Source organism: Rhodoferax ferrireducens, assembly GCF_003347515.1.
Classification (GTDB): domain Bacteria; phylum Pseudomonadota; class Gammaproteobacteria; order Burkholderiales; family Burkholderiaceae_C; genus Rhodoferax.
In genome coordinates, this window is record NZ_QEII01000312.1 from 16,535 (window position 1) to 29,013 (window position 12,479).

Annotated in this window: 14 protein-coding genes; 11 read left to right on the forward strand and 3 right to left on the reverse strand. The window is 58.9% G+C overall.

The window, feature by feature from the left end; all coding sequences use genetic code 11:
* The first annotated feature begins 3 nt into the window (after nucleotides 1-3).
* Genes C5P05_RS24980 through C5P05_RS25000 form a run of 5 tightly spaced genes read left to right on the forward strand, consistent with a single transcriptional unit; the run spans nucleotide 4 to nucleotide 6,139 of the window.
* Nucleotides 4-1,161, forward strand: a complete 1,158-nt coding sequence (locus tag C5P05_RS24980) for an EscU/YscU/HrcU family type III secretion system export apparatus switch protein (protein ID WP_114972572.1) — start codon at nucleotides 4-6, stop codon at nucleotides 1,159-1,161.
* On the forward strand, nucleotides 1,158-3,236 hold the full coding sequence (flhA, locus tag C5P05_RS24985; RefSeq protein WP_114972573.1) for a flagellar biosynthesis protein FlhA: 2,079 nt from the start codon (nucleotides 1,158-1,160) through the stop codon (nucleotides 3,234-3,236). The genes C5P05_RS24980 and flhA overlap by 4 nt, the downstream gene beginning before the upstream one ends.
* Nucleotides 3,233-4,675 (forward strand): flagellar biosynthesis protein FlhF, encoded by a 1,443-nt coding sequence (gene flhF, locus C5P05_RS24990; protein ID WP_114972574.1) that lies wholly within the window; start codon nucleotides 3,233-3,235, stop codon nucleotides 4,673-4,675. Before flhA ends, flhF begins: the two co-directional genes overlap by 4 nt.
* Entirely contained in the window at nucleotides 4,668-5,423 is a 756-nt protein-coding gene (locus C5P05_RS24995) for a hypothetical protein (RefSeq protein WP_114972575.1), read from the forward strand. The genes flhF and C5P05_RS24995 overlap by 8 nt, the downstream gene beginning before the upstream one ends.
* A complete protein-coding gene (locus tag C5P05_RS25000) occupies nucleotides 5,423-6,139 on the forward strand; it encodes an RNA polymerase sigma factor FliA (protein WP_114972576.1) in 717 nt (238 codons plus the stop codon). The genes C5P05_RS24995 and C5P05_RS25000 overlap by 1 nt, the downstream gene beginning before the upstream one ends.
* Nucleotides 6,140-6,224: 85 nt before the next feature.
* On the opposite strand, the gene C5P05_RS25005 is transcribed toward C5P05_RS25000, so the two are convergent.
* The 3 genes from C5P05_RS25005 to flgA form a co-directional block, all read right to left on the reverse strand.
* The gene (locus C5P05_RS25005; RefSeq protein ID WP_114972577.1) at nucleotides 6,225-6,608 is read right to left on the reverse strand and encodes a hypothetical protein; all 384 of its coding nucleotides are present in this window, start codon (nucleotides 6,606-6,608) and stop codon (nucleotides 6,225-6,227) included.
* A 29-nt stretch (nucleotides 6,609-6,637) separates the two neighbouring features.
* Complete coding sequence (gene flgM, locus C5P05_RS25010) at nucleotides 6,638-6,964, reverse strand: flagellar biosynthesis anti-sigma factor FlgM (protein WP_114972578.1); 327 nt, start codon at nucleotides 6,962-6,964, stop codon at nucleotides 6,638-6,640.
* Between the two features lie 114 nt (nucleotides 6,965-7,078).
* Nucleotides 7,079-7,831 carry a flagellar basal body P-ring formation chaperone FlgA gene (flgA, locus tag C5P05_RS25015; RefSeq protein ID WP_114972579.1) on the reverse strand — a complete coding sequence of 251 codons (753 nt, stop codon included), beginning with the start codon at nucleotides 7,829-7,831 and terminating at the stop codon, nucleotides 7,079-7,081.
* A gap of 181 nt (nucleotides 7,832-8,012) precedes the next feature.
* On the opposite strand from flgA, the gene flgB reads away from it, so the two are divergent.
* Genes flgB through flgG form a run of 6 tightly spaced genes read left to right on the forward strand, consistent with a single transcriptional unit; the run spans nucleotide 8,013 to nucleotide 12,477 of the window.
* Nucleotides 8,013-8,444: a flagellar basal body rod protein FlgB gene (gene flgB, locus C5P05_RS25020; RefSeq protein ID WP_114972580.1), complete on the forward strand. Its 432-nt coding sequence runs from the start codon at nucleotides 8,013-8,015 to the stop codon at nucleotides 8,442-8,444.
* 30 nt (nucleotides 8,445-8,474) lie between these two features.
* Complete coding sequence (flgC, locus tag C5P05_RS25025; protein ID WP_114972581.1) at nucleotides 8,475-8,879, forward strand: flagellar basal body rod protein FlgC; 405 nt, start codon at nucleotides 8,475-8,477, stop codon at nucleotides 8,877-8,879.
* Nucleotides 8,880-8,897: 18 nt separating this feature from the next.
* On the forward strand, nucleotides 8,898-9,551 hold the full coding sequence (locus C5P05_RS25030) for a flagellar hook assembly protein FlgD (protein ID WP_114972582.1): 654 nt from the start codon (nucleotides 8,898-8,900) through the stop codon (nucleotides 9,549-9,551).
* A 31-nt stretch (nucleotides 9,552-9,582) separates the two neighbouring features.
* Nucleotides 9,583-10,857, forward strand: a complete 1,275-nt coding sequence (gene flgE, locus C5P05_RS25035; protein ID WP_114972583.1) for a flagellar hook protein FlgE — start codon at nucleotides 9,583-9,585, stop codon at nucleotides 10,855-10,857.
* Nucleotides 10,858-10,898: 41 nt separating this feature from the next.
* Nucleotides 10,899-11,639, forward strand: coding sequence for a flagellar basal body rod protein FlgF (locus tag C5P05_RS25040; RefSeq protein WP_114972584.1), 741 nt, complete (start codon nucleotides 10,899-10,901; stop codon nucleotides 11,637-11,639).
* A gap of 55 nt (nucleotides 11,640-11,694) precedes the next feature.
* The gene (flgG, locus tag C5P05_RS25045) at nucleotides 11,695-12,477 is read left to right on the forward strand and encodes a flagellar basal-body rod protein FlgG (RefSeq protein ID WP_114972585.1); all 783 of its coding nucleotides are present in this window, start codon (nucleotides 11,695-11,697) and stop codon (nucleotides 12,475-12,477) included.
* The last annotated feature ends 2 nt before the right edge of the window (nucleotides 12,478-12,479 follow it).

Here is a 12,479-nt window from a genome sequence, read left to right on the forward strand (position 1 = left end):
ACCATGGAATCAAGCAGTCAGGACCGCAACTTACCAGCCTCCGAACGGAAGCTTCAAAAAGCGCGTGATGACGGGCAGGTGACCCGCTCACGGGACCTGTCGCATTTGGCGGTCTTGGGCGCCGGCGCCCTGAGCTTGATGACTCTGGCGCCGCTCATGTTCGACCGGCTAAAGCGGGCTCTGAGTCAACAGCTCGCCTTTGACGCAAGCACAGTTGCGCATCCAGACGCCATGCTGACTCGCCTACAGGAGATGGTCGCCACGGGCCTGCTGGGGTGTGTTATTTTTGCGGCCATCACGACGGCGGTGGTGATGCTGAGCACCGTGGCCGTAGGGGGCTGGGTGACCAGCTTGAAGCCGGTCATGCCAGACTTCAGCCGCCTGAACCCGCTAACGGGCTTCGGCCGGATGTTCACCAAAGACAAGTTCACTGAAGTGCTGAAGATGACGTTCATCACCGCAGTGCTTATTGCACTGGGCTTCACGTACTTAAGATCCAGTCTTCACAGCATGGCCATGCTGGTGTTGCAACCTTCCACCGCAGCCATAGCACATTTGACCGAGTGGCTGACGGCAGGCATGGGCTTGCTGTTGCTGGTGATCTTGCTGGTGGCCATGGTGGACGTGCCGCTGCAGGGCTTCTTGCACAAATCCAAGATGAAGATGTCGCATCAGGAGGTGAAGCAGGAAGGCAAAGAGTCAGACGGAAACCCCCAGATGAAGGGCAAGCTGCGTCAAAGACAGCGCGAGATTGCACAAGGCAACAGCATCAGTGCCGTGCCCAAGGCGGACTTCGTGCTGATGAACCCCACCCACTTTGCCGTCGCCATCAAATACGACGAGAAAACCATGAGGGCGCCACAAGTGATCTCAAAGGGCGCCGATTTACTGGCCATGAAGATCCGGGACATTGCCAAAAACAATTCAATTCCGGTGCTGCAGTCTCCGATGCTGGCGCGCGCCCTGTATGCCAATGCCGATCTCGACCAGGACATTCCGGCGAGTCTGTATACCGCTGTAGCTCAAGTGCTGGCCTATATCTATCGGCTGAAAGCCGCCATGCGCGGCGACGGCCCGATGCCGGGCGAGCCACCGCAGCCTTTTGTTCCGCCTGAACTGGACCCCCTGTCCAAGGTCATTGCCAGCACACCCGCACCATGAATTCACAACTCAAAGTTTTTCAAAACTGGTTTGGCGCCAATTCGGCGCTGATTCAGGGCGCGGCCGCGCCGCTGCTGGTCGTGGCCATTCTGGCCATGATGGTGTTGCCCATGCCACCGTGGATGCTGGACACCTTCTTCACGATCAATATCTCGGTCGCGTTGATGGTGATGATGGTGGCAGCCTACATGATTCGCCCGCTCGACTTTGCGGCGTTTCCCGCCGTGCTGCTGCTCACCACGCTGATGCGGCTGTCGCTCAATGTGGCGTCCACCCGCGTCGTCTTGCTTGAAGGTCACACAGGCCCGGGTGCCGCCGGTGCCGTGATTGAAGCCTTTGGGCACTTCCTGATTGGGGGTAACTTTGCTGTTGGCCTGATTGTTTTCTCCATTCTGGTGGTCATCAATTTCGTGGTGGTGACCAAGGGTGCAGAACGCATCGCCGAAGTGTCGGCCCGCTTCGCACTGGACGCGATGCCCGGCAAACAGATGGCGGTAGACGCGGATTTGAATGCCGGCCTGATTGACGAGAAAGAAGCCAAACGCCGCCGCGCCGAGGTCTCTGAAGAAGCCGACTTCTTTGGCTCCATGGATGGCGCCTCTAAATTTGTTCGTGGCGACGCCGTAGCCGGCATTCTGATTCTGCTAATCAATATTTTTGGCGGCTTTATGGTGGGGGTATTGCAGCACGGCTTGACCGCCGGACAAGCGGCCGACACCTACATCCTGCTGGCCGTGGGTGATGCGCTGGTGGCGCAGATTCCGGGCTTGCTGATCTCGGTGGCGGCGGCCATGGTGGTGTCACGCGTCGGCAAGGATCAGGACCTGGGCCGCCAGATCATTGACCAGATGTTCATTTCGCCCCGCGTCCTGGGCATTACCGCGGGCATCATGGGCATTCTGGGCATCATTCCCGGCATGCCGCACGTCGTTTTTCTGGGTATCGCCGGGGTGCTCGGCTATGGCGCCTGGGTTCTTGCGCACAAACCGCTGCCACCCGACCCTGAAACGATGGCACCCGCCATCACGTCAGATGGTGAAGCCAGCTGGGATGACTTGCAACCGGTCGACCAACTGGGCCTTGAGTTGGGGTATCGGTTGATCGCCCTGGTTGACAAGAACCGCCAGGGTGACTTGCTGACACGCATCAAGGGTGTACGCCGCAAATTCGCCCAGGAGGTTGGTTTTCTGCCGCCAGCCGTGCATGTGCGGGACAACCTGGAGCTCAAACCCAGCGGCTATCGCATCACCTTGCGTGGCGTGATTGCAGGTGAAGGTGAGGCCTTTCCCGGTATGTACCTGGCGATCAATCCCGGCGGCATTACCACACCCTTGATCGGAACCGCCACCACGGACCCGGCATTTGGTTTGCCAGCACACTGGATCGACGAACGCCAGAAGGAAGCCGCACAAATGGCCGGGTTTACCGTGGTTGATTCCGAGACTGTCATGGCCACTCATTTGTCACACTTGATGCAGGTCCAGGCTTCAAAATTACTGAGCCGAACCGAGACCCAGCAACTTGTTGAACACGTGAGCAAACTGGCTCCCAAACTGATTGAAGAAGTAGTCCCCAAAATGGTACCCATCGCTGTATTCCAGAAAGTCCTGCAGTTGCTGCTGGATGAGTCTGTGCACATCCGCGATATCCGCACCATCATCGAATCCCTGGCCGAGCACGCTGGCTCGATAGCCGACCCGGCGGAGTTGGCGCGCCGGGTTCGGATCGCCCTGTCCCCCGCCATCGTGCAGCAAATCTATGGTTCCGTGCGCGAGCTCAACGTCATCGCCATTGACCCGGCCCTTGAGCGCCTGCTGGTACAGGCGCTTGGCAACGCGGCCGGGCCGGCACTCGACCCCGGTGTGGCCGACATCTTTACCCGCACCGCCGCGGAAGTGGCACTCAAGCAGGAAGAAATTGGCATTCCCGCCTGCCTGCTCGTGCCAGATCAAATTCGCAGCGCTATTGCCCGACTGGTTCGTCGCGTCGCGCCACGGCTTCAGGTGCTCGCTCACAGCGAAATTCCTGAATCCCACACCATCCGTATAGGTCCGATTCTCAGAGGCGCATCATGAATATTCAACGCTTTACTGCACCGACAGCCCGCGAGGCGCTGGCCAAGGCACGACTCGCTTTTGGCGACGGCACCCTGATATTGTCCAACCGGCCTACCGCAACGGGCGTCGAGGTGGTCGCGACCGCCGAAGAGACTCTGGCGGCCCTGGACCACGCGGACTCATTTACGAATCGCGCCAAAGCGCAAACGCTGCCGCGCCGGCAGCCTGCACCCAGTGCCCCCGAATCAACAAACCAGGTTGAGGACGACGTGGCACAACTGTCCATGAGCACCTTGTCTTTTCAGGACTATGTGCGCGAGAGAATGCTGCGCCGCCGCCATGAAGCCCTGACAGGTCAAAACGAGGCAGCAGCGACCGAAGAAGTGGCCCTGCCCCGCCCTGTAACAGAGCATGCACGGATAGCGCCCCTTCAATTCGAAACACGGCCCCAGACCCAAGCAGTGACCGTGAGAAAGTCACCCGCCATAGTGACCCCAACGCATGCACCGGCCATGTCTCAAGGCATTGTGGACGAGTTGCACGCCATGAAGGCCTTGATTGAAGACCGCTTCAACACACTGACCTGGTTGGGCCAAGCGCGCCAGAACCCTATCCAGTCAAATCTGATGCTGAAATTGATTCGGGCAGGTTATTCACCCACGCTGGCACGGACTATTCTTGAGCGGATGCCCGAAGAAATTGGCGCCGCCGAATCGGTGCGCTGGGTCATGGATGTTCTGGAACGCAACCTGAAAACTGACGCGGCCTCACGCCCTCTGCATGAAGAAGGCGGCACCTACGCGCTGGTGGGCGCAACTGGCGTCGGCAAGACCACGACGGCCGCCAAACTGGCCGGCCTGTGTGCGCGAAAACATGGCCCCGGCAGTGTCGGGCTCATCACCCTGGATACTTACCGCGTTGGCGCACATGAGCAATTGCGCTCTTACGGCCGTATGCTGGGTGTTGTCGCCCACCTTGCGCATGACCGGGCGGCCCTGCAAGACCTGCTGAACCTTCTTGGCAACAAAAAAATGATCCTGATTGACACCACCGGGCTTGCGCCGAATGACCCCCGCAAGCGCGGCATGCTGGACGTCCTTGATTTGCCGGGGGTGAACCGCTTGCTGGTGCTGAACGCCGGCGGTCACGGCGACACACTGGACGATGTGGTCTCCTCATTCAAGTCAACGGGGGTGCAACAGGCGGTTCTCTCAAAAATCGACGAAGCGGCCAAACTGGGGCCAGCGCTGGATGCAGCGATTCGCCATCAGCTGGTTTTGCGGGGTGTCACCATGGGCCAGAAAGTGCCCGAGGACTGGGAATCGGCGGATGCCACCAAATTGATTCGTATGTCCATGCGCTCGCCAGCCAGATCCGCTTTCGATCCCACCGCTGCGGACTTGGGCTTCTTCTTTACCCAGTCCAGCCCATCGCATTCAGGAAGACTCGATGCTTGACATGTGCGTCAACCAGGGCGCAGGGCTGCAAAGCATTGCGCTGCAAGCCGCGCCTCGCGTCATTGCCATGGCCAGCCACGGAGATCAGCGGGGTGAACTGCCCTTGCTGTGGAATTTATGCTCCACTTTGGTCGGTTTTGGATACCCTGTTGCCGTGCTGGACGCAACCACGGTCGAGTCCAGCGACAACCCGGGGCTAATGCAACTATTGGACGATGCCTGCTGGCAGAGTGATGAAAGCAATGGCCCCTTGCCATGGTCGGTGATTCCAGCGGCGCTAGGGCTCCAACGACTCGGCACCCAGACGTCAGGCCACGGCCTTCCAATGGATCCACTGGGTGGTCTGTTTCAAAACTTTGGCGTGGTTGTCATTTATGCGCACGCCGAGGTCTTGACCCTTTTGTTGCCAGGCAGTGGCATTGAGCCATTGCTCACCGTATCACCGGTCAAAATGTCATCTGTGACAGCCTATCAAGCGCTCAAGAAAATGCTGCTGAATGCCAGACTTCGGCCTACTGTTGCTACTATAACGATTGGGGGCAGTTCGAAAACCCTCATGGCAGGCCACTCCCCCATAAAGAAACTGCAGGAATGTGCAATGACTTTTTTGGACTACCGACTTGATGCACTGGCCGTACGGGCAATGCCGTCACAGGAGTTCCCGTCTGAAGATATGAATAGACTTGCCTTGCGACTTCTGGAAAATGCCATGCCGCTTCACCGTAACCATTTTGTGGGGAGTCATTGATGTACACCGCCAATGGTCAACTGAACCGCAACGACTTGATCAAGCAGTACCAGCCGCTGGTTCGCCGCCTGGCACACCACATGATGGTTAAGTTGCCTGCCAACGTGCAAGTGGATGATTTGATACAGGTTGGCTTAATCGGCCTGTCCGAAGCGCTGACCCGCTACGAGGCGGCGCAGGGAGTTCAGTTTGAAACGTTTGCCACGCAGCGCATTCGCGGCGCCATGCTGGACGAACTGCGCGGCAACGACTGGATGTCTCGTGGCTCCCGAAAGAGCCAGAAAGAAATCGAACAAGCCTTGCGCCGGCTGGAGCACAAACTAGGACGTACGCCGTTGGAAAGTGAAATTGCGGCCGACCTGGGCCTGAGCCTGGCCGACTACCAAACCCTGCTGGGGAAAGTCAGGGGGACCCAGCTCGTTTACCTCGAAGACATGGCCCGTGGTAATGAAGAAGACGACAGCTACCTGGACCGCCACGTCGGAGACGGCGATGCAGATCCGATGAATATGTTGCGCGACCAGCGCCTGCGGCAGGCTTTGGTCGCGGCCATCAAGAACCTGCCAGAACGCGAGCAATTCATCATGAGCATGTACTACGAAAAGGACATGAACCTCAAAGAGATTGCGGCTGTACTTGATGTGACTGAGTCGCGCATTTGCCAGCTGCACAGCCAATCCATTGCCCGGCTGCGGGCCAAGATGCGGGCACATTGATCATTGCCGCCTTCATTGGAGGCGGTAACGCATTTAACTTAACTTCCCAAGGGTGACCTGCGAAAGGTCAACAGAATAATCTGGCTCAAGCCGCCAGATATTTGAATGCACCGGTCTGCTTGCCCGCAGTCCCATAGGGTCCGGCAGCTTTCGCATAAGTTGCATCACGGGTGGCGGGAACAATGGCGTTCAAGGCCATTTCAACCAACACGGTACGCCGGATCAGGCTCTCTCTCTGAGCGGCCAGACCAACAGACAGCTTTTTCAAGCGCGATTGCAGTTTTTTGTTTTCTTGGTCCGTTGACGTTAGTCCCTGGATTAACCTAGAAAAATCAATTGCTGCCTGCCGCAGACCATCACTGGCGGCGGACAAGGCAAGCGGTTCGCCACTCACAAGCGCAGCCGAAACGTCGGTGAACAAAAGTTCAACGCTGGTCAGTGCTTCTTCTATGTGAGCAGGAAACATCATTCAGGCTATCAAAGATAGGTAATTCGGGCTCAACTGCGGTTGCGATCGACCAGTTCCTGAGCATTGGCCAACAGCTTGTCGGCAATCGCTTCGGCATCCACCACATAGGTACCCTGCTGGATAGCCGCTCGAACGGATTTGACCTTTTCCATGTCGACGTCTGCCGTATCGCCAGATTTGGCCGCCCCCAGCGATCGCGCCAATGTCGACACAGTCACCGCAACACCCGCCGATTGGGTACTCTTGGCAGCAGCCACATTGGCGGTCGAAATCGCGCTCTGGCCGCCTTTTGAAGGCACGGCCGGAGCAGTCGTATTGACCGAAATCGGATTGTCTGAAGGTTGACCTATTTTCATCGTGCTCTCCAAAACCACTGCAAATGTAGCCTCGTGAGATTACTATCGGCCGGATTATGGCTGGCTTTAGCCTTTTTTTGAATAGGAGTAAATCGCACATAGGGGACGCCTACCCTATATTTCCAGTTTCACTGTACGGTTATCCAGCACTACGCCCGACATCACACGGCCATTGTCCATCCTGACCCGTGCCGGCTGACCTACGACACCTGCTGACAATGCTTGCCCATCGGACGTGATCTGAAAACCGGCCCCCTGTGCGACAACGCGAACCTGAGCCCCAGCCTGGAAGACCTGAGCCGGCTTGATCATAGCTTGGCGCAAGGCCTGCCCCGTGGTCAGAGCCCTGGACGCCACCTGCCCCACCCATTGCGAAGGCAGGGCCACGATGGGACTGCTCTCCTCTGCCCAATCGACTTCCGACTCCATCGCATCGGCCTCCGTCAGGACTGTGCCAGACGCCACATTACCCTTGATCAGCCATGCAGCACCAAAAGCCCGGATGGTTACAGGCAAGAAAACATTCCACCGGGTACTGCCCTCCAGACAGCGCAAACCCAGACGGGTTTTCCCCCAAAGGCGCGTCCCCACCGGGATATAGGGCTCGACCCGTGCACAGGGCGCCAGCCGCAGGCGACTGTCAAGCTCGCCTACGGTCACCTCCATGCGAAGCGGGTTGCCCCCCGCAGGGCGAACACTGGAAACAGCGTTATCCAGCCAGCGTTGCGTGGCCTCGATGAATTCCGGCTTGCCCTCATTGACCTGTGCGTTCGCCGATGTGCAGGCGCCCGACGTGAAAAAGAGGGCCAGCACCAAACCCCATGTCGCGTGCACCGGTTGAGTCGAGTTGGAATACTTGTTGAACATGGCGCCCTTACAGTCTTGTCGTAGTGACTATAGGCAGGCACTGGCGCCTTGAAACACGCAAGTACAGGTCGTTTCCCCCGCTATTCAAGACATCGAAAATTAAAGTAATTCCCATAATTGCCGCATATCGAAGCCTGTTGCCACCATCGCAGGGCCGGATAAACGAAAGTTGAGGTGTTTCATGATCGCAAACTTGACCAGTGGTTTGGACTTCCATTCGAAGGCCCTGGTGCTGCGCGCCGAACGCCAGCGCGTGATTGCAAGCAACATCGCCAACGCCGACACACCGGGCTACGTGGCCCGCGACCTGAATTTCAAAGACGCCATGAACAATGCGACCGGCGGTGGCTTGAGCGCCAGCAGCATTGGACTCCAGGGCAACGGCGCTACCAATGCCAAACATATACCGCTGTCGGGTAGCACGGTCGGATCTTTGGGCGGTGCGTCCAGCCTGGCCTACACGGCTCAAAGCCAACCCAGCCTTGACGGCAACAGCGTGGACCTGGACCGCGAGCGCGCCAACTTTGTTGACAACTCCGTGCGCTACGAGGCAACCTTGCGTTTTATTAACAGCCAGTCCAAGACTATTCTGAGCGCCATCCAGGGCCAGTAGGCCTGATTCCCAAGCCTGCGGAGATTCCTTATGTCCATGTTTTCCATATTCAATGTGTCCGGCAGTGCCATCAGCGCCCAGTCGCAGCGCCTCAACGTGGTGGCCAGCAATCTGGCCAATGCCGACGCCGTGGCCGGTCCGGACGGACAAGGCTACAAAGGCCGGCAAGTGGTGTTCGAGACCACGCCCATGGGCTCGGATGCCTCCTCCGGCGTGCGGGTTTCCGCGATCAAAGAGAGCAACGAGCCCTTGCGCAAAGTGCACAACCCAAGCCACCCATCGGCCGACGCTGAAGGGTACGTCACGCATTCGAACGTGAATCCGGTGGAAGAAATGGTCAACATGATTTCAGCGTCGCGTTCGTACCAGAACAACGTCGAAGTCATGAACACCGCCAAGACATTGCTGCTCAAAACCCTGCAAATGGGTCAGTAAACACACAAGGACTTACCCATGCTTTCCGCTACATCCGCCTCAACCGCCACAGCGAACACGAGCGCGGCCGCCGCCACAACGGCCGCCAGCGACGCCAACGCGTCGCAAGATCGTTTTCTGAAATTGCTGGTCGCGCAGCTCAACAACCAGGATCCGATGAACCCGATGGATAACGCGCAAATGACCAGCCAGATGGCGCAGATCAATACCGTCACTGGCATTCAGCAAGTCAATGAAACCCTCAAGAGCATGGCGACACAGTTCACATCGCTGCAGGTGCTGCAAGGTTCGTCCATGGTCGGCCACAACGTGCTCGTCGAAAGCAACGTCTTGACCAACAGCGGTGGTGTGACCAGTGGCGCGATCGATCTGACCGGCAAGGCCGACGCCGTCAAGATCGAAATCCTGTCCCCCGGCGGCCAAGTCCTGGATACCTTTAATCTGGGCGCGCTGGATGCCGGCCGGCAATCATTTGACTGGGATTCATCCGCCTACACATTCACGGGCTCACCGAGCTTTCGGGTCACCGCCACGCTAGCCGGCCAGGCGGTCGACAGCACCTCGCTGGCCCGCGACAAAGTCGTGTCGGTGGGCAGCGAAAACGGCGCCATGACGGTGCAACTGCAAGGGCGCACGGCCGTTGCCTACGACAGCATCAAGGCTATTCTCTAGACAATCGCGCAATATACAGAAGGAAAACACCATGTCATTTCAAACAGGTCTCTCCGGCTTGAATGCCTCCAGCCGCAATCTCGACGTGATCGGCAACAACATCGCCAACGCCAACACCATCGGCATGAAATCTTCGCGTGTTGAATACGCGGATATTGTGGCGTCTTCGCTCGGGACCGCGGGCGGTGGAGGGGGCGGCATTGGTGTGTCGGTTGCCACTGTTTCACAGCAGTTCTCGCAAGGCAGCATCAACATCACCGGCAACGATCTTGACGTCGCCATCAATGGCGGCGGCTTTTTTCAATTGACCCTGCCCGATGGCTCTTCGTCCTATACGCGGGATGGGCAATTCAAACTGGACAAATCCGGCAATATCATCACCAATGCGGGCGCCAAGGTGCTGGGGTACAAGATAGACGCGACAGGCAACCCCATCGTCGGGGCCAAGCCCACGCCTTTGCAGCTTCCAACGGCGGCGCCCATCGCGGCCAGCGCGACGACAAGCATCACGGCGGAGTTCAATCTGGATGCACGGGCCAATTTGGCGGCAGGCGTCCCGGCCGTGCCCTTTTCAGCAGGGCCACCAATCGTCGCGGCGGTCGCGGCGATTCCAGCGACGCCGCGCACAACCTATGGCACATCTTTGACAACGTTTGATTCACAGGGCGCCACCGTTCCGGTGAGCCTTTATTTCGAGCGGGTCGCGTCGACCACAACGGACAACTGGGATGTGTTCGATTCAGCCAGTGGCGGTACGGCCCTGTTTCAGATGCAATTCGATGCCAATGGCACGCTGACCAGTCCCTTGCCCGGCGCCGCGGCCTTGACACTCAACATCGCGACACCGTCCGCCGTCACGCCCAACATTTCGGCAACGCTGGACATCAGCAAGGTCACCCAATACGGGTCAGCATTCGCAGTTTCCAACCTGGCGCAAGACGGCTACGCCTCCGGCGACTTGGTTGGCGTGAAAATTGGGGAGAATGGCGTGATCACTGCCAGCTACTCCAATGGTCAAAAACAGGCTGCGGGACAGGTTGCCCTGGCCGATTTCCGAAACGTTCAGGGACTTGTCCCCACCGGCGGTGGTACCTGGGCCGCCACATCGGCCTCGGGAGATGCTGTTGATGGCTCTCCGGGTTTGGGGAAATTCGGTTCACTCCGCTCAGGTGCACTCGAAGAATCCAACGTCGACTTGACCGCCGAGCTGGTCAACATGATGACGGCGCAACGGGCTTACCAGGCCAACGCGCAAACGATCAAGACGCAGGATCAGGCAATGACAACGCTGGTCAACCTGCGCTGATCTTTCCTAATCACTAGATCGCTCATTGAACAGGACCCGCCATGGACCATCTCATCTATACCGCGATGTCGGGCGCGAATGCGTCGGCTCACCGGCAGGCGGTCCTGTCCAACAATCTCGCGAACGCGTCCACCAATGGCTTTCGAGCCGAGTTGTCCACGTTTCGCGCCGTCCCCGTGCGCGGTGACGGCGCCAGCACGCGGGTGCTGGCATTGGAGGCCACGGCCGGCCATCTGGATACGCCGGGTTCGGCACAGCGTACCGGGCGCAGCCTGGACGCCATGACGACAGGCAACTCCTGGTTCGCGGTTCAGGCATTCGATGGCACTGAGTCGTATACCCGTAACGGCTCGTTTCAAGTGTCGTCTGAGGGCACGTTGCAGACCAGCGGTGGCCTCACCGTCCTGAACGACGGCGGCTCGCCTATCTCGGTGCCCGCCGGAGCGGAGGTTGCCATTGGTTTTGACGGCAACCTCAGTGCCAAGGTCGGCAACCAGCCCCCCACCGGTGTCGGTCGCCTGAAGCTGATCACGCCCACTGCGGACGATCCCCTGAAGCGGGGCACCGATGGCCTGTTCCGGGCAACCTCCGGCGACCCCTTGCCCAATGACGCCAACGCCCGCGTATCTGTCGGCGTGCTGGAGGGGTCGAATGTGAACGCGATTGAAACCATGGTCGGCATGATCCAGACCGCCCGTCAGTTTGAGACCCAGATGCGCCTGCTGCAAACCGCCGAGTCCAACGACCGCTCCGCCGACAAACTTCTGAGCCTACAGGGCTAAGCCGGCAGCGCACTCCCCGCCTCCCCTACCCAACAACAGCCAAGGACAGAGCATCATGATCAACTCCCTGTGGATCTCCAAGACCGGCATGGAAGCCCAGCAAATGCAGCTGGACGTGATTTCCAACAACCTGGCCAACGTGTCAACCAACGGCTTCAAACGTGCCAGCGCGGTATTTGAAGACCTGATGTACCAGAACCTGCGCCAGGTGGGCTCGAACAGCTCGGAGCAATCCCAGTTGCCCACCGGTCTGCAGGTGGGCCTGGGCGTGCGCACCGTCGCCACCAGCCGTTCGTTTGCCCAGGGCAATCTGCAACAGTCCGGCAACAAGCTCGATGTCGCCATCCAGGGCAATGGCTTCTTTCAGGTCACCATGCCGGACGGCACCACCAACTACACCCGCGATGGCTCGTTCCAGGTGGACTCGCAGGGCCGCCTGGTCACGGCCACCGGGCTGCCGATTGCGAATGGCGTGACGGTTCCGGCGAACGCCACCGGCATCAACATTGGCGGCGACGGCACCGTCACCGCCCAGATTCCGGGCAACACGGCGCCACAGGCGATTGGCACCATTGCATTGGCCAGCTTCATCAACCCGGCCGGCCTGGACCCCAAGGGACAGAATCTGTATGCCGAGAGCACGGCGTCCGGTCAACCCAACAGCGGCACGCCGGGCGCGGACGGACTGGGCGCCTTGATGCCGGGTTACGTGGAAACCTCCAACGTCAATGTGGTGCAGGAGCTGGTGACGATGATTCAAACCCAACGGGCTTACGAGATGAACTCGAAGGCGATCCAGACCTCGGACCAGATGCTGCAGAAACTCGGACAGCTGTGAAG

Excerpts from the sequence above, each read along its gene's own strand:
- C5P05_RS24980 (WP_114972572.1), top strand. The coding sequence starts at position 4 with ATGGAATCAAGCAGTCAGGACCGCAACTTACCAGCCTCCGAACGGAAG.
- flhA (WP_114972573.1), top strand. The coding sequence starts at position 1,158 with ATGAATTCACAACTCAAAGTTTTTCAAAACTGGTTTGGCGCCAATTCG.
- flhF (WP_114972574.1), top strand. The coding sequence starts at position 3,233 with ATGAATATTCAACGCTTTACTGCACCGACAGCCCGCGAGGCGCTGGCC.
- C5P05_RS24995 (WP_114972575.1), top strand. The coding sequence starts at position 4,668 with ATGCTTGACATGTGCGTCAACCAGGGCGCAGGGCTGCAAAGCATTGCG.
- C5P05_RS25000 (WP_114972576.1), top strand. The coding sequence starts at position 5,423 with ATGTACACCGCCAATGGTCAACTGAACCGCAACGACTTGATCAAGCAG.
- C5P05_RS25005 (WP_114972577.1), bottom strand. The coding sequence starts at position 6,608 with ATGATGTTTCCTGCTCACATAGAAGAAGCACTGACCAGCGTTGAACTT.
- flgM (WP_114972578.1), bottom strand. The coding sequence starts at position 6,964 with ATGAAAATAGGTCAACCTTCAGACAATCCGATTTCGGTCAATACGACT.
- flgA (WP_114972579.1), bottom strand. The coding sequence starts at position 7,831 with ATGTTCAACAAGTATTCCAACTCGACTCAACCGGTGCACGCGACATGG.
- flgB (WP_114972580.1), top strand. The coding sequence starts at position 8,013 with ATGATCGCAAACTTGACCAGTGGTTTGGACTTCCATTCGAAGGCCCTG.
- flgC (WP_114972581.1), top strand. The coding sequence starts at position 8,475 with ATGTCCATGTTTTCCATATTCAATGTGTCCGGCAGTGCCATCAGCGCC.
- C5P05_RS25030 (WP_114972582.1), top strand. The coding sequence starts at position 8,898 with ATGCTTTCCGCTACATCCGCCTCAACCGCCACAGCGAACACGAGCGCG.
- flgE (WP_114972583.1), top strand. The coding sequence starts at position 9,583 with ATGTCATTTCAAACAGGTCTCTCCGGCTTGAATGCCTCCAGCCGCAAT.
- C5P05_RS25040 (WP_114972584.1), top strand. The coding sequence starts at position 10,899 with ATGGACCATCTCATCTATACCGCGATGTCGGGCGCGAATGCGTCGGCT.
- flgG (WP_114972585.1), top strand. The coding sequence starts at position 11,695 with ATGATCAACTCCCTGTGGATCTCCAAGACCGGCATGGAAGCCCAGCAA.